The organism is Magnetococcus sp. PR-3 (genome assembly GCF_036689865.1).
Lineage (GTDB): Bacteria > Pseudomonadota > Magnetococcia > Magnetococcales > Magnetococcaceae > Magnetococcus.
This window is the reverse complement of the sequence record NZ_JBAHUQ010000003.1, coordinates 1-19266: the sequence shown is the minus strand read 5'-3', so window position 1 is coordinate 19266 and position 19266 is coordinate 1. Positions and strand designations below refer to the sequence as shown.

The window sequence follows — 19266 nt, the reverse complement described above, 5'->3', positions numbered from 1 at the left end:
CCCCTTTTGGCCTAGTATGAACCCAAAAAACAGTGCTATACGGGGTGGGGAGCAGATGGAAATAGGCTATAACCCTAAGGAGATTGTTTGGTACACTGCCAGTGGGGATAAAAAATGATATGAGGTCGTGTATGAGGGGGCTCATGATCATGGTATTTGTTAAAAAGTGGCCTGCATGAAACGATCTGTTCTGCTGATATCACTGCTTCTGGGTTTGCTCTTCTCCTTATCTACCCATGCTGCACCAACAGGCCAAGCACCTCTACGGGTACTCTCAGCCAACTATCCCCCTTTCTCTTTTTTGGATGCAGCCGGTAAACCGGTCGGTATTACCGTAGATTTTTGGCAGCTATGGTCCCGCAAGATGGGACGTTCCATCGATTTTCAAATTCTACCTTGGCCCCAGGTGTTGGAGCATATCCAGACCGGTCGTGGTGATATTATTTCCGGTCTTTTTTATACCGAAGAGCGGGCCGATTATCTTGATTTTACCTCCACCATATGGGATCTGAGTACCCACCATTTTTATCAGGCTGGGGCACAACTGCCCGAAGACAAGCAACAGCAAGCCCATTGGCGTATTGGTGTTGTGGACAAAGAGCATAGCAACCAGTTGGCACGTCGCACCTATCCCCATGCTCAATATATTCAGTTTCAATCTTACCCAGCCATTGTACAGGCTGCTGTGGCCGGAAAGATTGACAGCTTTTTTTCTGAGCGCATGGTGGGGGAGAGGCTTATACACCAACATGGTGGGGTCGGGCGGTTGGTGCGGGATAAACGGCCCATATCGCTCAATGCCATGCGCTCAGCGGTGGTCAAAGGGCATAAACAGCGTTTGCAGTTGGTGGAGCAGGGGCTGGTTAAAATTACCAAGCCCGAGGTCGAGGCCATCTTTAAACGTTGGTCACCCGGACGCACACAACCCATCACGCTGTTAACCGCCAATATGCCCCCCATGATCTATGTTGAAGGGGGGGAGGTTACCGGTTTAGGGGTGGAGATTGTACGGGAAATAACGCGGCGTATGGGGGTGGCGTTACCCATCACCCTTCAAGCATGGCGTCAGTCCTACCAAACAACCTTAAAGCAACCGGGCCATGTTCTTCTGCCACCATCGCGTACAGAAGCACGGGAGAAATTGTTTAAATGGGTTGGCCCGGTCATTCCTGAACAGCTTTTTCTGTTTTCTTTAGAGGGCCGTGGCGTAAAAGCCCGTACTGTAGAGCAGGCTAAAGCGCTAAAAGTTGGTGCGGTGCAAGGCTATGCTTCCTACCGGCATCTGGAACGTTTAGGTTTTAAGTCTTTGGTTGATTTTCCTACTCCTGACAAAGGGTTGCAAGCGCTATTTGCTGGGGAAATTGATCTATGGATCAACAGTAATATTACCATTGCCCACACGGCCCAACTGGCGGGGTTGGATCCTGGCCGTCTACAAGCAGTCGTTGCTGTTAAAGATCTACCTGCCTATTTGGCCTTCCATAAACATACCTCCAACCAGACGATTGAACAGTGGCAACAAACCTTGGATGCCATGAAAGAGGATGGAACCTTCAATCGCCTGTTGGAGGCCTGGGTTCCAGGCTTAGGTCTGGACCGCCACACCACCACACGTCTTAATGACCACGGTATGTCCCTGACCCCTCTTCAACAAACGTGGCTACAACAGAACCCCATCTGGCGTATTGGGGTTTCTCCCGATATGGCGCCTCTGTTTCAGTATAATGAACGGGGTGAACCCACTGGTCCTGCACTGGAGATTTTACGTGCCATTACCCAGGCACTCCCAGGTGTTGAGTATCAGGTGGTGCAGGGTCGCAACCGAGATCATCTGTTAAAGCTGATGAAAGTGGGGGAGATCGATCTCATATTGGCCTTGGATCCTTCAGTCGAGCGGCTCAAAGTGGCGCGATTTGTGGCACCTTATACCCAAGAGAACCGCGTCATGGTGGCCCGCAGTGATGCCCCTTTTGTGGTAGATCTGCAAGAACTGCAGGGGCAAACCGTGGCCGTGGCCCTTGGTAGTACACCGATGTCGCAGGATCGTTTTCAGTTGGGTCGATACTTAAAACGTTTTGCCACACCCAAAGAAGGTTTACAGGCGGTATCACATGGTGAGGTAGATCTCTACATTGGGTATTTGGGTGAAGTTGCCTATTGGATACGACAGCAAGGCCTACTTAACTTAAAGCTTGCTGGCCGTTTAGAGGATGCACCCAGCGCACTGGGTTTTGCTGTGCGGGCAGATTGGCCCATGTTGGAGCAGGTTCTTAACCAGGGGCTACACCATATTGGCCCTGCACAGGTGGCGGCCATGATACGGCGCTGGCAAGTTGCCCACTATCAACCTGAACCTCGTTTAAGAGATTATTGGAAACCCGCTTTAGCTGTGGTAGCGCCGGTTCTTTGTATTCTACTTCTCTTTATATTCTGGAACCGACGTCTACGCCGAGAGATTGCTGAGCGCTACCGGGTAGAACAGGCCCTGAAAGCTGCGAAGGAACAGGCCGTTCAAGCCAGTCAGGCCAAAAGTGAATTTATGGCTGTGATGAGCCATGAAATCCGTACCCCTATGAATGTTTTACTGGGTATGGTGGAGTTGGTTTTAGAGCAAGCCAAAGATCCCCAACAAAAGCATTATCTGGGGGTAGCAACGGCATCTGGCCAGGCACTGTTGACCCTTTTAAACGATATGTTGGATCTATCCCGTATTGAATCGGGTGAGTTTGAGTTACAACAGGCCCCTTTTCAACTCCGTGAACTGATCGAGCAGATACATCACATTTTTACCCTTTCTGCGGCAGATAAAGGGTTAGGTCTGCGGGTGCATTGTCCTGATACCATGCCAGCCTGGATCATGGGGGATAAAAACCGTTTACGCCAAATTTTGGTCAACCTAACCAGTAATGCCATCAAATTTACGGAACAAGGTCATGTGGTCATTGTGGCCCAAGTTAAAGGTCAGGATGCCCTGCAATTAACGGTAACAGATAGTGGTATTGGGATACCGCAGGAGAAACTAACAACCATTTTTGACCCCTTTACCCAGGCGGATGCTGGGATCTCCCGTCAGTATGGTGGTGTAGGTTTAGGGCTGTATATCAGCAGCCGTTTAATCCAAAAAATGGCGGGTTATCTTGATGTCTCCAGTACAGTCGGGCAGGGCAGCATCTTTACCCTTGAACTACCTTTGGTACAAACCCAAGCACCACAGATGAGGGATGATCATGCCCAGGGTACCAAGTCCTTAAACCCCAAAGCTGGGCGATCCATTTTGCTGGTAGAGGATGGTGAAGATAACCGTTTATTGATTCGTGCTTATTTAAAAAAATCTTCACATACCCTTACCATGGCTAATGATGGAGAGCAGGGGGTGCATGCTTTTCAATCCGGTCATTTTGATGTGGTACTTATGGATGTACAGATGCCAGGGCTTGATGGCTATGGGGCAACTCGGGCCATTCGTCATTGGGAGAGTGAACAAGGGCGCCGACCAACCCCGATCTACGCGCTTTCTGCCCATGCTTTTGCTGATGCACAGCACCACAGTATGGAAGCGGGTTGTAATGGGCATTTGACCAAGCCGATCTCTAAGGTTGAGTTGTTAGATTTTCTGAAGCAACTGTCATAATCCAAAAAGGGGATCATCTGCCTAATCACATGTAACCCACCATGGTGTGAACTGTGCATACGTAAGCAAGCAGGCGTAAGAGACACAAACAGAGATGGGGAGGCCACCATGTATAAACCGACTTTTATCTTGGCAGCAGTACTGACATTAAGTGGTTGTTCAGTTGTACAAAAACCGGCTGAAACAGCTGTTCCTGTTGTTAAAGCACCCCAAGGTCAGGTAGAGGTTATTGAACCGACCCAGCAGGTGTTTGAGCCTGCTGTTCCCTTATGTGATCAGCCCTTGCGCAGCCTGAGTGCAGATCTACGTGCGGTATTTTTGCAAAGCTGTATCAAAGGTAAAGGGCGTTAAGCTAAGCCATGTTGGGTGTTTTAAGTTGTACGGTGGATTCAGGAGACAGACACGGTCTGCTCTGCGGTTACTATGTTTATCGCTCCCCTTACCTAACCAAGCGAGGTTATGATGCAGGTACTCTTTTCACACGGTAAAGAGAGCGGTCCTTGGGGTGGTAAGATCAAACGGTTGGCATCGGTTGCAGAGCAGTTGGGTTGGGGGGTGGATTCCATTGATTATCGGGATCTTTTAGACCCTGACGACCGTGTACAGCGTTTGGTAGAACATGGCTTAAAATATGCTGAGCCGTTGGTGTTGTGTGGCTCTAGCATGGGGGGCTATGCCAGTGTATGCGCATCCCAACAGGTTAAGCCTGCGGGTGTTTTTTTGCTCGCACCTGCGCTCTCTCTACCCGGCTATCAACACCCCTCTCCAGCGCTGGTTTGTGAACAACGTTGTATTGTGCATGGCTGGACGGATGATGTCGTACCCGTTGAGCATGTAATCCGTTATGCCCAGGCAGATAATATTCCCCTTATGTTAATGCCCGATGGTCATCGTCTACTGGATAGTATGGATCTCATCGCACAGTTATTCAGGGATTTTTTAACCCGTATTGTACCACCACAAGCTTAACCAAAGCATGAGGCCATGGTTCAAAACAAGCGTTTAAACCATGGCCAACACGCGACCACCACTTAAGATCACACGGTGTCTAAATACCAGCTTCTTGGAGCCTGGTAGAGTTCTGTTTGTGTGCAGCAAATCCCCTGATTTATGCCCTGATCAAACCCACTTTTTTTATCGCGGTTCAAGCTAAATGGCTGGTTTAATGTCCAGTAGTTTAGTGCCATCCAGACAGTCCATACCACGGACGATAATCTGTCCATTCGTAATCGTTTGGATCTCGACCATCGCTACGGCAATAGGATTAGGTCGGTGGGGTGAGCGCAGCGCAAAGGTGCCAACCATATGATCATCTTCAGCCTCATTAACCACCTGTAGCATCTGTGTGCTGCGTGTGTTCTCAAACCAATACAAAACCAAAATGGTTTGCCCTGGCTGAAGGCCAATTAAACCCTGTTGATAGTTTGGATCCAACACAATTTGGCAGTCAGGTCCATCGGGCTGAATATTAAAAGGGCAGCTTGCAAGGTCTTTATAAGGGGTTCTGATCTGCCCGATAAAGTGAAGTTCGTTTGCCATCTTGTTCACCCCTGGTGTGTTTGTCTGGTTAAAATAAGGGTATCCCCCAACTTCTAAGCATGTTGTGCGAGAGCCGTGACCGCTAAACATTCTCTATTGTGACCCCTGCTCTGCCTGCCTAAAAAGCATGAGGGGCTTCCCCCGCCAAGTCACCCCTTATCTTGAAAAAGCCACAGGTGGCCACCAAGAGACCGTCACCGTCGGAGATCAATACTGGAACGTGCTCAGGCAGAAGGGATAGATTGGGCAGGTGATGGAGTGGGGGAGGGTATTTAAAAGGGCTGTCATGAAAGCCAAGATGATGATGAGGAATTAATAATGAAAAATAAAAATATGCTTATCGACATGCTTTTCTATCTTGGTGTGGTTGCTTGAGTTTGCCTTGCAGCTTGGGGAACCTTGTTTATCGTGGCTGCAGTTGAACGAATGGAAAAGGGTTCAGAGGTTTTTTACCATATTGGTTCAGGAGTAGGAGGTATCGCGCTCCTAGTGTTTGGGGCCTATGCAGTATTTGGAGCTCCCAACAAATACGAACAGACCGCCTTAAAAATTGACAAAACAAGACTTGAATTGGAAAGGGATGCTTTTCTTCGAGAAATGAAGTTCAAACATGCCATAGATACGTTAGAGGCTTTTGAAAAAGCGCGTGATTCAATCAGTCTTATACGACACTTCTTAGCTACGGGAGATGAGCTTGAAGAGTTGGCCAAGTTGTTGCCCGACAATAGTGATTTTCGAGATGAATCAGGAAGACCTAAAAATTACCAGGGGTTGCAACAGCTTTTAAGCATGCAAAGAGAATGGGAAACTGTCCGGCAACTGCATGAGCTCAGGCCGCGTTTCCAAGCACTTTTTCAGGATGTATCACCGTTCACTGATTTTTGGGCAGCATGGCGTGAGCTCGATATTGCAGCACGTCGTTTGATGGATGAAAGTAAACTATCAGAACAGGTTTACGCTGCAAGGAATGTAGGCATAGTGGGTGGAGTACGTGAAGAACAGCTTAAAAATTCAATGAAGTCTAATGAGAGAAAAAAGCTTAGCGGTATCATTTGGGATAGTGGGGAAGACAACCCCTACACTACCAAGATCAATGGAATTGTAGATTCTGCTTATGACATCTGTAAACCATGGATATCTGACCAATCCAACCTCGGCTGAACCGTTTCTGTATGAAATATGCTGTTTTATCCCCAAGCAGGTGTAAAGTTACACCCCAACAAAAAATGGCTTACTCATACAAATGAGTAAGCCATTTTATTATCTGGTGTCCCCGGCGCGATTCGAACGCACGGCCCTCAGATTAGGAATCTGATGCTCTATCCGGCTGAGCTACGGGGACTGAAGAAACAGCCAAACGATACGCCAAAGCTTGCCAAGGCTCAATACTTCTTGGCCATCTGGAAATTCTCTCCCGTGACAAAATGACACGCATTACGTCCCGCACGCTTAGAGGCATACATCGCTTCATCCGCTTTTTTCAGAAGCTCTTCCTGATCCGTTGTATCCTGTGGGTAGAGAGAGACCCCTAAAGAACCGGAAATAAAGACTTCCTTACCATCCAGCATAAAGGGTCGGTTTAAACTCTCTAGTACCCGTTTGGATACCGCAAAAGCCTGATCAGATCCCCCAACATGCTCCAAAATGGCTACAAACTCATCACCACCCAAACGTGCCACCGTATCACGGGATTTCAAACAACTGGCTGCCCGCTTGGATGAAAGGCGTAGCAGTTCATCCCCCGCACCATGGCCAAGGTTATCATTGACCCATTTAAAGCGGTCCAAATCGATAAAGATCACAGCCAACTGGCTTTCTTCAGCAGTAGCCCGCTCAATGGACTGCTTGAGCAGGTGTTGAAAATGGCTACGGTTGGGTATACCCGTTAGGGCATCATAGTTTGCTTGGTAGGTAATACGTCGTTCAGCTTCTTTGCGTTCGGTAATATCCCGAATAATGCCGGTATAAAGAATGTGCTCTTCCATCATCACTTTAGACACGGACATTTCCGCCTCAAAAACTTTGTCTCCCTTGCGGCGTACCTGGACCTCCTTACGGTGACCCGCCATGCCGGTCCAACGGCTCTCGACAGCATCTTCATGGCCATCGGCTTCCAATAACATGCCAATGGAACATCCCAGTAGTTCATCTTGGGCATAGCCAAAAATTTCACTGGCTGAATGGTTGGCCGATTGAATAATGCCATGGATGTCGGTAACCAAAAGGGCATCGGCCATGGTATTAAAAATAGCCTCCATCTGCGCTTTTTGTTCACTAAGCTGGGCGAGAAAACGTTTACGCTCGGTAACATCCCGAATAATACCGATGGTCCCCTGATAGTCCCGTTCACCTGTGGTCAGGGACTCTACCTGAATACCCGTACAGCTGACCTCAGCATGAATAATATGCTCTTCATCACTATCCGATGCTTGGTCTTGCTCATCCTTGGTGAGCAGTTTGAGCTCTAGGCCGGTGGTTTTACGTTCACCGGTGCGACGTTCGTCAAACAGTTTGGGTTGCGAGCCATCTTCAGCACTATCCTGTTTGTCATGACGGGCAATCGTATAGTCAAAACTGACCTTGCCTCGGTCATCTTCCGTGACCAATGAGGTAAAATGACGGTTGAGGAGTTCTTGTACGGTATAGCCAAGTTTCTCAATAGATTCATTAAGATAAATAAAACGACCTTGTGAATCCAACCGATAGATAATGTCCGGTACGGTACGTACAAAATGGCTCTCAATAAGGGCTTCTGTACTAAAGCGCATACGGTTGGAGAAGACCTGTAGAAGATTAAACACAAAAATGCTGGAGCGCTGAATAAGTTGATGCAGGGTATCTTTAGAGATCATCAACAGGCGGGTTGGGTTTTCGACCACAACAAAGGCCGTGGGATATTTCTCATCGACAATAGAGAGTTCACCAACAAAACTACCACGCCCCAAAGAGATGATGGCAGGAGTGTTGCGATCTTTCAGGTGAATACTCAGGGTACCGGAAATGATGAGATAGAGTGTCTCATTGGCATGTGCGGGATCCAAAAGGACCTCACCCGGTTGCAACTCTTTAAGGGGGCATTGGGTCAAAACAGGTGCGAGTTCTTCCCAGGTAATATCCCGAAAAAGTCGCTGTTCGGCAAAGCTCTCACCACCATACGTCATGCTCTTGTTATGACCCATGATCGCACCTCACATGTTGTACATTCAAATCTAATAAAAGGGAAAAGGATATCCCATAATCACCAACGCACTCTACCCTATCAATTCAGAGCCATATCTGCCAGACCCAGTGCATGATTAATCACTTTTCGGTGCAAAGTAGAGATGGGGCGTTGCGCCAGCTCCCCCATAGACCACCACTGTGCATCCTGTCGATGCTTAACACCTTGGGTGACCATGCCCAAAATAGGGTATACCGTTAGACGGAAATGGGTGAAGATATGTTCCACAGGCATGGCCTCTAACCGTTGTTGGCAAGTAATCCCCTGTTTTGTAAGTTGCTCAGTGGCCCGTTTAACCAGATCACCTTGGGGGGGGAGGGGTCTCCAATCTTCACCCAACGGTTCCCACATACCCCCTAATAGTCCTTCTTCAGGACGCTGACGCAGATACAGCCGCTGCTGATCATCCATTAATACCCACATACACTGGTGACGGTGCGGTTTGGCTTTTTTGGCCTTTTTTTGTGGAAAAAGTGTGACGTTACCTTGGTTGCGTGCAGTACATGCATGACCCCATGGGCATTGGTCACAGGCTGGTTGACGACGGGTACAGATGGTGGCCCCAAGATCCATGATCGCTTGGGCGTAATCGCCGGGCCGATCCGTAGAGGTCAGTTGACGTGCGACCTGCCAGAGTGTTTTTTTGCCTGCTGTTCCATCAACGGGTTCTTGCAAGGCCACCAAACGCGACAGAACGCGCATGACGTTACCATCCAAAATTGCGTGGGGTTGTTCCCGACCAATGGCCAGGATTGCTGCGGCGGTACTTGGCCCAATACCAGGCAATGCTTGAACGTGCTCGATCTGCTCTGGAAAGTGACCACCGTGATCGGCCATAACCTGTTGGGCTGCGCGGTGCAACATGCGGGCACGACGGTAATACCCCAGCCCCTGCCATTGGGCCAAAACAGCCTCTTGCGAGGCCGCTGCCAGATCTGCAAGGGTGGGAAAATGATCCAAAAAGGCTGCGTAATAGGGGATAACCGTTTTCACGCCAGTCTGCTGGAGCATGATCTCGGATAGCCAGATACGGTAAAGATCCTGTTGATTCCGCCAAGGAAGATCCCGCCCATATTGGTCATAGTGGCTTAAAAGTCGCTGAGCTAGATCGGAGGGTAGGGTAGGGGGTGTCATGAGGTTTCTATACGATGTCGATTAAGATGTTCAAGTAGACCATGGGCCAGTACACCATTGATCCAACCGGTTAGCCAAGCCCCGATCAAAAACCAAGGGAGTAGCGTAAACAGACCGGTATGTTGAATAAACAGCAGATGTGCGGCCCCCACTTGTGCAGACATATGGGCCAATGCCATTAAAATAGAGAGCCCCACCGGCCCCATACCGGGGATTCGTCCCCCCAGTATCAGCATAACCAGTACAGCTGCAAGCATACCTGCACTGCTCAAAAAGAAGGTCGGGGTTAGAAAAACCCCCATGGCCAACGAGCCCCCCAAGACCCGAATAACTGCCACCCAAATAGCGGCTGATCGGTCCAGATGGTAAAAAGCCACCACCGTAAATACATTGGCCAACCCCGGTTTAAACCAAGGGCCAAGTCCGGGTAGGGTGGCTTCCAACATATGGGCAGCCACAGCAGCAACCGCCAGGTAGCCTATGAGTAGATCCCGACGAAGGGGTGTAATGGTGACGTTCATCGGGCAACCGCATCATAGGTGTTATCCTGCGCCTGGGCAGGTGGAATACGGATAAAAATACCGCAGGGTACACAGATGGCCATACGGCCCCCCCCACTGATCCATCCGGTACGCACACCAATCATACGGGGGGAGTCATACTCCCGCAAACGCGCTGCACCGGGTTTGACCTCAATGATCACACGACCCAATAGACCTTGGAGTTCAAGTTGGGTCTCTTTATCCAGGGCCAAGGTCTGTACCAATTGATTGTTTTGGTGAACCTCGACCCGATTAGCCCCCTCTTGGGTCGCAAACAGCATAAAAAAAAGAAGGATCCCCAGGCTACCCCCGGCGATACAGAGATCCATCATGGAGGTTGCACGGCGTATAAGGCCGATACCTTTTAAGAAGGACCCAGCCATTGACCGATAAATCCCTTGGTTTGGTAATGTTGACCCTGCTGGTCGACCCATAACGCTTCACTATTGGGAAACCGCCTCAGCAATGCTTGGCCCTGCTTTAAGGTCATGGCAAAGAGGGCTGTGGAGAGTGCATCTGCGGTTTCAGCATCGCTGGCCTGTATCGAGACCGATCGCCAACCAAAGTCAGCAGGTTCACCCCGTAGTGGATCAATAATGTGATGGTAACGTTTACCTTCATGCATAAAAAACCGTTCATAATCTCCCGACGTTACCATGGCACGCGGACCTTTTAATTCACTGCGTACAATGACCTGCTCTTTATCGGTAGGGTCTTGAATACCAATACGCCAGGGTTGGCCATATTTATCCCCAATCACCCGTAGGTCGCCCCCGGCATTAACAATGGCCCCTGTAACACCATGGGCTTGTAAAATGGCTATAGCTCGATCAATGGCATAGCCTTTGGCAATGGCCCCGAGATCCAAGCCAAAAGCAGCATGGGGCATATGAATACGGGTTTGTCCCTCAATCTGTTTAAAGGTAAAGGCATCATCTAAAAAGGGTACACCCCGTTGCCGCCACATCGCGCGTAGTACAGGGGCTGGGGGTTCTGAGAGTGGGGTTTCTGACATAAATCCCCACAGTTGTGAAAGGTGGTAAAGCCCCATATGAAAGCGGTTGCTGGCGTATTGTTGAATTTTCAACCCGCGTTCCAGCAACTGTGCGGTCTCTGTATCCAGTACATGCCACTGATGGCGAGAACCCTGGTTAATGCGTGAAATGGGGCTGTTGGGATCATGGCTACTTAGGGCTTTTTCTAGGCGACCCATCTCTTCAAAGGCGGCTTTGGTGGCCTCTGGAAAGTGTCCGGCTGTGGAGATGGTCACCCAGGTACCCATGCGCAATTGGGTGGCACTCTGTACTTTTTCCTGATCCGAGCAACTGGGGAGTAGCCATAATAGCAGGAGAGAGATAATCCACTTTTTCATGCCATATCTCCCAGCAAGACCTGAATGGCTGTAATCGCAGCCAAAGCAGCGGTTTCGGTACGTAAGACCCTGGGTCCCAGTGTACAGGGCTCAAAGCCCAGATGGGTATAGGCCTGTTGAACTTCCTCTTCGGTCAGCCCGCCTTCAGGGCCAATCAGTAAGGTGAGTTGTTGGGGGATCTCCAATTGGGATTGGGCCCAATGTTGTAAGGAGGGGGATTGGCTGCGGCTATCCTCCCAAAAGAGTAAGCGTGGCCCCTCTTTTGGGAGTTGTTCCTGCAATTTTTCCCACTGGGTGACTGGTGTGATCTGCATCAGGCGGGTTCGGCGGCACTGTTCGGCAGCCTCGGTGGCGATCCGGTTCCAGCGATCCAGTTTCTGTTCCCCTTTGGCTTTGGCGACACTGCGGCGGCTCTGTAGGGGAATAAGTTGATGCAGCCCCAGTTCAACACTTTTTTGAATAACCAACTCCATGGGGCCACTACGGCTTAAGCCCTGCACCAAAGTGATATGCAATTTAGGGGAGGGCTCTGGCTCAAAATCTACGGGTAGAACCTGCATGGGTGTGCTGGTTTGTGTAATCCGGCATAGCCACGCTCCACCTTCTCCATTAAAAAGGTAGAGCTCAGACCCTTCACCCAAACGTAGTACCTTTAATAGATAGCGTTGGGCATCCTTTTCCAGGGTAACGGGTTGTTGAGCCTGGAGGGGTTTGGGGCAGTAGAGTCGTGGTGTTGTGGACATGGCTGGCCTGAATTGGGGTCAATGGTGAGATAAACCCACCCTTTTTTACCTCTAAGCATTGTTTCTGGCGGTCATAGGGTATACTTTTTTGCCATCCCTGTCCCCTGACTAACTGTTGGGGTGTTATTCATTATTTTAGGAGCAGATGGCGTATGCAGACGCCGCGGTTTCAGTTGATGCAAGCTTGGCAAGATGCCTCGGCCTTCTCGCAACAAGAGGTGGTGGATGAGGATCTTTATGCTGCGCTGACCCATACGGGCTCGCTGACCCGCTTTCTTGAAGAGCGTTATCATCGTCCAGTCGATGTGACGGTGCGCCAACAGGTTGCAACCCCCACCGTTCAAGCACCTTTGCAATCATTATGGGATACCCCATTACAGCTGCAGGCAGAAACCCTGCTTGTTCGGGATGCCTGGGTAAACCATGCTGGTCCTATGTTGGTGTATGCCCACTCCCAAATTGGCTGGGACCATCTGGAAAAAGGGGATCGGGATACCATTCGCAATGGGCAAATCCCTTTAGGCGGTCTCTACTTGGCCAATGGTGCTGTGGTGAACCGGGCGCACCTACAGATTAGTCAGGTTCAGGTAGAGGGCTTGGAGCGTATTGGTCAGGCACCGCTGTGGTGTCGGCGGTCGCTCTTTACGGTTAATGGACGGCCCAATGCCCGCATTCTGGAACTCTTTGCGCCTGTGGTACCATGAGTGAACATTGGGTTGAACGTCTGCCTTTTCCTTTGATTCGTGAGAGCCTGCTACTCATGCGGGTCAACCGGCCCATTGGCACCTATCTATTAATGTGGCCTGCACTCTGGGGTGTGGTGGCTGCTTCTCATCCAGAGACTCCCAACCTTGTCATGTTGGCCATTTTTGCTTTGGGCGCTTTTGTTATGCGTTCAGCCGGCTGTGTGGCTAATGATCTGGCCGATCGTAACTTTGATAAACATGTTGCCCGTACCAAGCTGCGCCCATTAGCGGCGGGTCGTATCTCTGTCCGTGCAGCGGTCATGCTCTTGCTGCTGTTGTTAAGTGTGGCTTTGTTGTTGGCTTTGCAGTTGAATTTTTTAACGATTCAGTTGGCCTTTGCCGGGGCTTTTCTCGCGGTTACCTATCCTTTAACCAAGCGTATTGTCTATATCCCTCAGTTTTATATGGGGGCAGCTTTTGGTTGGGCTGCGGTTATGGCGTGGACGGCGACGGCAGGGGCGTTGGCACCTGGCGCATGGCTGCTGTTTGCGGCCACCCTAACCTGGGCCGCTGGTTATGACACCCTCTACGGTATGATGGATCGGGAGGATGATCTTAAGATCGGCGTCAAATCCACCGCTATTTTATTTGGTCAGCGTGATCTGTTTTGGATCTCGGTCCTCTATGGGCTCACAGCTGCCCTGTTTATCGCCATGGGTTGGAGCCTGCAGCTGCAGTGGCCCTACTATGTGACCGTGCTTTTGGCCTGTGTACATATGATATGGCAGATATACTATGTGCGTGGGCGGGAAACAGCGGTACTCATGCGGGCTTTTTTAAGTAACCAATGGTTGGGTCTTTTAATCTGCGCAGGATTATGGTTAGGCTAAGTAAAATTACGCAGATCCCATCAAGAAATTCCTATTTTCTATCTGGTGTACCCGTTTCCTCACCAAAGAACACCTTATATCCGTGATTCTTACCTTGCGTTATGCTAAAGAAAGGCTAAGGATACAAGGGTCGATAGAATCTGTAAGTTTGGAACCGGGTGCCATGAGCGACGCTCAAATTTTGCTGGTCGATGATCAGCCCATCAATTTAGAAATCCTCTCGGAGTATCTTCGAGATGAGGGTTACCGACTCTCCATTGCGCGTGATGGACAGGAGGCATGGGAGCTATTGGATAAAAGCCCCCTGCAGTTCCATGCTATTTTGTTGGACCGCATGATGCCGCGTATGGATGGGATGGAAGTGCTCTCCCGTATGAAGCAGCATGATGAGCTACGCATGGTGCCTGTTATCATGCAGACCGCCAAAGCTTCTCAGGAAGAGATTGTTGAGGGGTTGGAAGCCGGTGCCCACTACTATCTGACCAAGCCCTACCGTAAAGATATGCTGCGTGCCATCGTGCGCACCGCAGTGGATGATTATACCAGCTATCGTCAAATCCGAGATAAATCCCGCGAAGCACAAGATAAAGCAGCGGACTCCATCCAGAGTATGCGCCTGCTTGATACGGGAACCTTCCGTTTTCAGACCCTAAAACAGGCCCAAGATCTGGCGGCGCTGCTTTCTCACACCTGTCCCGATCCAGAGCGTGTGGTTTTAGGTCTGTCTGAGCTGCTGATTAATGCGGTGGAGCATGGCAACCTGGGCATTACCTACGCCGATAAATCCCAACTGTTGAAAAATCGGGATGATTGGTGGCAGGAGGTACATCGACGCCAATCCTTACCGGAAAATCGGGAGAAATGGGGCCGGGTACGTTTTACCAAAAGTGAAAATCTGGTGGAAATTCTTATCCAGGATGAAGGTCCAGGTTTTGACTGGCGCGGATTTTTGGAATTTGACCCAGCACGTGCGTTTGATAGCCATGGTCGGGGTATTGCCATGGCTAAAATGTTGAGCTTTGATCAATTGGAGTACCATGATCCGGGTAATACTGTGGTGGTCCGGGTTCATTTGGGTATTAAGGAAGAGGAACCCACCTCCTAATTCTGCATAGGATTTTATGTATCGATCCATGCGATGTGATACCTGTAGATATCCAAAAAAGCCCTTTTGAGGGGAAGATGGCACCCATCTTCCCCTCAAAAGGGCTTTTTTGTGGGCTATCGCAAAAATAAACCATACTTTTACACGGCATATAAACGGTTGCGGTTGTGATTTAGGCAACATGAAAAGAATCGTATGGTGTGTGATATCCGTTCATCACCTCGCCATTCAAGGTGGAGCCCCTGGACCCATCACATGAAAAGAAGGATACTTACCGGTTTAAAGTATGCTCTTTTGATCCCTCTTAAATGAAATTTGACCAAGCCCATGGCGCCATCTCCCAAACATTTTAAAGATCTCTCCACCTTTTGTGATTTTCTGGAATCCTGTGGTGAGCTGGTTCGTATTAAAGAAGAGGTTAATCCCCATTTGGAGATGACGGAGATCTCCACTCGGCTGTTGGCCACCGGTGGACCTGCCGTGTTGTATGAAAAGGTACGCGGTTACAGTATGCCGGTACTTAACAATCTGTTTGGTACAGAACGGCGTGTGGGTTTAGCCATTGGTGCTGATCTGGAACAGCTTGAGGCACTGGGGGAGCTGCTCTCTTACCTGCGCCAACCCGATCCACCCTCCGGTGGGGTTGGTGGTTTGGTGGGTACGGCCCGCAAGATGTCCCGTGTTCGTCATATGCCAACCCGCACCAAACGTTCCGCACCTTGGCAACAGCAGGTGCAAGAGGGGGAGCAGGTTGATCTGACGCAGCTGCCCATTCAAAGTTGTTGGCCTGGTGATGCCGCCCCTTTGGTGACATGGCCCGTGGTGATTACCCGTGGGGCCGATGAAGGTCCGGTCAACCTGGGTATCTACCGCATGCAACTTATCGGCAAAAACCGTCTGATCATGCGCTGGTTAAAGCATCGTGGTGGTGCCCAGCATAGCCGTAGCTTCAGCAAACCCATGTCTGTCGCGGTCGCCATTGGGTGTGACCCCGGCACCATTTTAGCCGCGGTTACGCCGGTACCGGATACACTCTCTGAATATGCCTTTGCCGGGTTAATGACCGAAAAAAGTGTGACGGTGGTCAAAGGTGAGGTGAGTGGATTGCCCATTCCAACCTCAGCTGAGATCGTTTTAGAAGGTACCGTAGATCTTAATGATCTGGCCGATGAAGGTCCCTATGGTGACCATACGGGTTATTATAATGAGATTGAGCGCTTTCCGGTCTTTACCGTCAAGCGGGTAAGCATGCGGCGTAATGCCATCTATCTTTCAACCCATACTGGGCGCCCGCCCGATGAACCTTCGGTGTTGGCTTTGGCGCTCAATCGGGTTTTTGTACCCCTTCTTAAAAAACAGTTTCCTGAGATTACCGCCTTCCATCTACCGGCAGAGGCTTGCTCCTACCGGGTCGCGGTTATTGCCATGGAAAAAAAATATGCAGGCCATGCCTTTCGGGTTATGACCGGTGTGTGGGGTTTTCTTCGCCAATTTCTCTATACCAAATACCTCATTGTGGTGGATCAGGATGTGGATTGTCACAGTTGGGATGCCGTGATGGCCGCGGTTGGTCAACATGCGGATGCCCGGCGTGACTTGCAGGTACTGACCAATACCCCCATTGATTATCTGGATTTTGCCTCCCCAGTGGCGGGTCTAGGGGGTAAGTTGGGGTTGGATGCAACCACCAAGTCAGGTCCTGAGTTGCTGGCTTTGGAAAACCATACCCCGCGACCTGATGCGGATCTTATGCACCGGTGGTCAGAACAGGCCAAACAGCAACACCCCATTATCCAGTCCATTCACCTACGCACGGCATGTGGTATGGCTGTGGTGGCTATACATAAAACGGAAGCCGGTCAAAGTGCCCAGGTTGCAGAGCAGCTGTTGGCTATGGATGCGGGGCCTCGACAGATCTGGCTTGTGGATGATGATGTCGATCCAACCTGTTGGGATGATCTATGGTGGGTCGTTTCCACCCGCAGTGATGCAGGACGTGACCTGTTTTTAGATCAGACCCATGGAGCATTTGTGGTGGACGCAACCCATAAACAGCCTGGTGAGACCAAGCGGGAGTGGGGCCGGGTCTTGACCATGGACCAAGCGACCATTGATCGTGTGACCGAAAAGTGGCCAAGACTGGGCCTGCCCGGAGATGGTCACCCCATCTGGTAACCTTATGGGTAAGGGCCACTTGTTTATGATGCACCAAGGTTGAGGGTGTACCAGATTTTAGGCTGTGGGCGGTAAATATGGTGGCTCGCACAGCATACTTTAGAGTACATCAAGGAACGCCATAGCAGGTCAGGGCATCATAGCCGGAGATTTCCCTATAGAACGTTGTTGGTGTACCCACAAAATTCGTCATCAATGGATCGGGTCTATTCTATCGGATGGGCATGGATACTTTTCATGGGTTTCATGATGACCATCATGCCGTGTGGTATGGCCTTATGCGATGCTTTGCCAAGGTATGGCTTCGCGGTCTGAACCGTAAATATGGTCACGCTTGACCATAAAGACGAACTTACATTAAAGAGTACGGCTCCAAAGCTTGAACTCTTATTCCCTTTTTTTAGGAAACATTGATGCGTCGTAACCTGCTTCTTACCTTTTTTGTGCTTGGGCTTATCAGCATTGCTGTTTATGTGTTGGTTAAGCAGGTACCACCACCTTCATCGGAACAGACCCAAGCCAGGGGGCAAGGTGCTATTCCTTCGGCACCCAAAACGGGGCACTGGTCAGACATTGCTTTGACCACCCTGGCGGGTCATTCGGTCAAACTGGCGGATTTTAAAGGTAAGGTCATTCTGGTCAACTATTGGGCCACATGGTGCCCACCCTGTTTGGCGGAGATCCCCGATCTCATCCAGGCTCAAAACGATTTTGGCCCCAAAGGTTTTCAGGTCGTGGGTATCGACTATCAGGATCGTGCGGATTTAGAGACGCTCAAGCGCTTTGTAAAGCGTAAGCGTATTAACTATCCAATCATTCGGGATACCCCCAAAAAGACCCATACCATCAGTAAAGCCATGGGTGGGGTGTTTGCCCTACCTATGAGCCTTCTTATTGACAGAGACGGTAAAATCATTAAAACCCATACAGGTCAGCTTCATTACAAAGACCTGGAAGGTTGGCTCAAAAAGCAACTTTGATCCGGTGTCTTCTTATGAAGAGAGAGGGAGGGTATGAGCACAACCGAGCCACAAGGCATCATCGCATGGTGTTCTGTACCAGATGATGAAACAGCACGTGCCATAAGCCAGTTGTTGATCGAACGACAGCTGGCAGCCTGCGTACACACCCTACCTCAAGGACGCTCCACCTATTTATGGCAAGGTAAAGTGGAGACCGAAGCTGAACATCTATTGATGATCAAATCCCATGGCCGATGTGAGCAGGCATTGTTAGACGCCATCAACTATGCCCACCCATATGAGGTGCCGGAGATCATCGTTACCCGTATCGATGCAGGGTTGCCAGCCTATATGCAGTGGATCGCCGACTCGGTGGAACAAAATTCCACCCCCTCTGACCAGGAGTAGTTATGCCGGACGTCACTTTTTTAACCGCCTTCGGGGCTGGTTTCCTTTCATTTATCTCTCCATGCGTGTTGCCACTGGTACCCGCCTATCTCAGTTTCATGAGCGGTATCTCTGTTGATGAAATGAAATCAGCCGGGGAAGAGGGCAATAGTAAGGTCGCCTTGCATGCCACCTTACACAGCCTTTCCTTTGTCTTGGGTTTCTCCCTGGTCTTTATAGGACTGGGCGCCACAGCCTCGGCTCTTGGCCAGTTGATGTTTGACTATATGGAGTACCTCTCCAAGTTTGGTGGGGTATTGATCGTCATCTTTGGTCTGCACTTCATGGGGCTCTTCCGTATTGGCTTCCTCAACTTTGAAGCCCGCTTTAATCCAGACCAAAAGCCACCAGGTATGTGGGGGGCCTTCTTTATAGGCTTAGCCTTTGCATTTGGTTGGACCCCCTGTGTGGGTCCCATCCTGGCGGGTATCCTTGCTTTGTCCGCCGGACAGGACACCATTAATGAGGGCATCCTCTTGTTAGCAGCCTATTCGGCCGGCTTGGGTGTCCCATTCATATTGGCGGGTTTGGCGATCAACCGGTTCCTGGTCTTCTTTACCAAGATCCGTCGGCACATGCATAAGGTTGAGCTGGTAGCCGGGGGCCTGTTGGTGGTTATTGGTGTTCTGATCTTCCTTGGCGATATGACCGTGATCAGTAGCTACTTGTTAGAGCTCTTCCCAGGTTTGGCTGAATTGGGATAAGCCAGCCTATATAAAAGCAGTGCGTGATATTAGAGATGGCTTATTAGCCGAGTTAACAAGGGTTTGCCAAATGGCAAGCCCTTGTTTTTTTTAGAGTTTTGAAAAAAGTTAAATTA

At 50.0% G+C, this 19266-nt stretch carries 18 protein-coding genes and 1 tRNA gene; 11 read left to right on the top strand and 8 right to left on the bottom strand.

The features are described 5' to 3' along the window. Positions 1–175 precede the first annotated feature (175 nt). The 3 genes from V5T57_RS03095 to V5T57_RS03085 all read left to right on the top strand — a co-directional run bounded on the left by V5T57_RS03095 (position 176) and on the right by V5T57_RS03085 (position 4600). Positions 176–3631: a transporter substrate-binding domain-containing protein gene (locus V5T57_RS03095; protein WP_332889692.1), complete on the top strand. Its 3456-nt coding sequence runs from the start codon at positions 176–178 to the stop codon at positions 3629–3631. A gap of 108 nt (positions 3632–3739) precedes the next feature. Next, complete coding sequence (locus V5T57_RS03090) at positions 3740–3982, top strand: hypothetical protein (protein ID WP_332889691.1); 243 nt, start codon at positions 3740–3742, stop codon at positions 3980–3982. A gap of 108 nt (positions 3983–4090) precedes the next feature. Beyond that, positions 4091–4600 (top strand): alpha/beta hydrolase, encoded by a 510-nt coding sequence (locus V5T57_RS03085; RefSeq protein WP_332889690.1) that lies wholly within the window; start codon positions 4091–4093, stop codon positions 4598–4600. Positions 4601–4780: 180 nt separating this feature from the next. Here V5T57_RS03085 and V5T57_RS03080 read toward each other — a convergent pair whose 3' ends face one another. Further along, on the bottom strand, positions 4781–5170 hold the full coding sequence (locus V5T57_RS03080) for an SAM-dependent methyltransferase (protein ID WP_332889689.1): 390 nt from the start codon (positions 5168–5170) through the stop codon (positions 4781–4783). A 408-nt stretch (positions 5171–5578) separates the two neighbouring features. On the opposite strand from V5T57_RS03080, the gene V5T57_RS03075 reads away from it, so the two are divergent. Next, positions 5579–6331: a hypothetical protein gene (locus tag V5T57_RS03075; protein WP_332889688.1), complete on the top strand. Its 753-nt coding sequence runs from the start codon at positions 5579–5581 to the stop codon at positions 6329–6331. A gap of 104 nt (positions 6332–6435) precedes the next feature. Here the strand turns inward: V5T57_RS03075 and V5T57_RS03070 are convergent. The 7 genes from V5T57_RS03070 to V5T57_RS03040 all read right to left on the bottom strand — a co-directional run bounded on the left by V5T57_RS03070 (position 6436) and on the right by V5T57_RS03040 (position 12181). Further along, positions 6436–6512, bottom strand: a tRNA-Arg gene (locus V5T57_RS03070). A gap of 40 nt (positions 6513–6552) precedes the next feature. Beyond that, a complete protein-coding gene (locus tag V5T57_RS03065) occupies positions 6553–8349 on the bottom strand; it encodes a diguanylate cyclase domain-containing protein (RefSeq protein ID WP_332889687.1) in 1797 nt (598 codons plus the stop codon). A gap of 80 nt (positions 8350–8429) precedes the next feature. After that, positions 8430–9524 carry an A/G-specific adenine glycosylase gene (gene mutY / locus V5T57_RS03060; RefSeq protein WP_332889686.1) on the bottom strand — a complete coding sequence of 365 codons (1095 nt, stop codon included), beginning with the start codon at positions 9522–9524 and terminating at the stop codon, positions 8430–8432. After that, entirely contained in the window at positions 9521–10045 is a 525-nt protein-coding gene (locus V5T57_RS03055; RefSeq protein ID WP_332889685.1) for a Gx transporter family protein, read from the bottom strand. Before V5T57_RS03055 ends, mutY begins: the two co-directional genes overlap by 4 nt. Further along, the gene (locus tag V5T57_RS03050) at positions 10042–10449 is read right to left on the bottom strand and encodes a NusG domain II-containing protein (protein ID WP_332889684.1); all 408 of its coding nucleotides are present in this window, start codon (positions 10447–10449) and stop codon (positions 10042–10044) included. The genes V5T57_RS03055 and V5T57_RS03050 overlap by 4 nt, the downstream gene beginning before the upstream one ends. Continuing rightward, positions 10431–11438 carry an FAD:protein FMN transferase gene (locus V5T57_RS03045; protein WP_332889683.1) on the bottom strand — a complete coding sequence of 336 codons (1008 nt, stop codon included), beginning with the start codon at positions 11436–11438 and terminating at the stop codon, positions 10431–10433. Before V5T57_RS03045 ends, V5T57_RS03050 begins: the two co-directional genes overlap by 19 nt. Beyond that, complete coding sequence (locus V5T57_RS03040) at positions 11435–12181, bottom strand: 16S rRNA (uracil(1498)-N(3))-methyltransferase (RefSeq protein ID WP_332889682.1); 747 nt, start codon at positions 12179–12181, stop codon at positions 11435–11437. The genes V5T57_RS03045 and V5T57_RS03040 overlap by 4 nt, the downstream gene beginning before the upstream one ends. A gap of 152 nt (positions 12182–12333) precedes the next feature. Between V5T57_RS03040 and V5T57_RS03035 the strand changes: the two genes are divergently transcribed. The 7 genes from V5T57_RS03035 (at position 12334) to V5T57_RS03005 (ending at position 19150) form a co-directional block, all read left to right on the top strand. After that, positions 12334–12885 (top strand): chorismate--pyruvate lyase family protein, encoded by a 552-nt coding sequence (locus V5T57_RS03035; protein ID WP_332889681.1) that lies wholly within the window; start codon positions 12334–12336, stop codon positions 12883–12885. Then, positions 12882–13757, top strand: a complete 876-nt coding sequence (gene ubiA, locus V5T57_RS03030; RefSeq protein ID WP_332889680.1) for a 4-hydroxybenzoate octaprenyltransferase — start codon at positions 12882–12884, stop codon at positions 13755–13757. The genes V5T57_RS03035 and ubiA overlap by 4 nt, the downstream gene beginning before the upstream one ends. 163 nt (positions 13758–13920) lie before the next feature. Continuing rightward, positions 13921–14862: a response regulator gene (locus tag V5T57_RS03025; RefSeq protein ID WP_332889679.1), complete on the top strand. Its 942-nt coding sequence runs from the start codon at positions 13921–13923 to the stop codon at positions 14860–14862. A 327-nt stretch (positions 14863–15189) separates the two neighbouring features. Next, positions 15190–17037, top strand: a complete 1848-nt coding sequence (locus tag V5T57_RS03020; RefSeq protein WP_332889678.1) for a UbiD family decarboxylase — start codon at positions 15190–15192, stop codon at positions 17035–17037. 413 nt (positions 17038–17450) lie between these two features. Further along, complete coding sequence (locus V5T57_RS03015) at positions 17451–18017, top strand: TlpA disulfide reductase family protein (RefSeq protein ID WP_332889677.1); 567 nt, start codon at positions 17451–17453, stop codon at positions 18015–18017. 33 nt (positions 18018–18050) lie between these two features. Then, positions 18051–18407, top strand: a complete 357-nt coding sequence (cutA, locus tag V5T57_RS03010; RefSeq protein WP_332889676.1) for a divalent-cation tolerance protein CutA — start codon at positions 18051–18053, stop codon at positions 18405–18407. A gap of 2 nt (positions 18408–18409) precedes the next feature. Next, positions 18410–19150, top strand: coding sequence for a cytochrome c biogenesis CcdA family protein (locus V5T57_RS03005; RefSeq protein ID WP_332889675.1), 741 nt, complete (start codon positions 18410–18412; stop codon positions 19148–19150). The last annotated feature ends 116 nt before the right edge of the window (positions 19151–19266 follow it).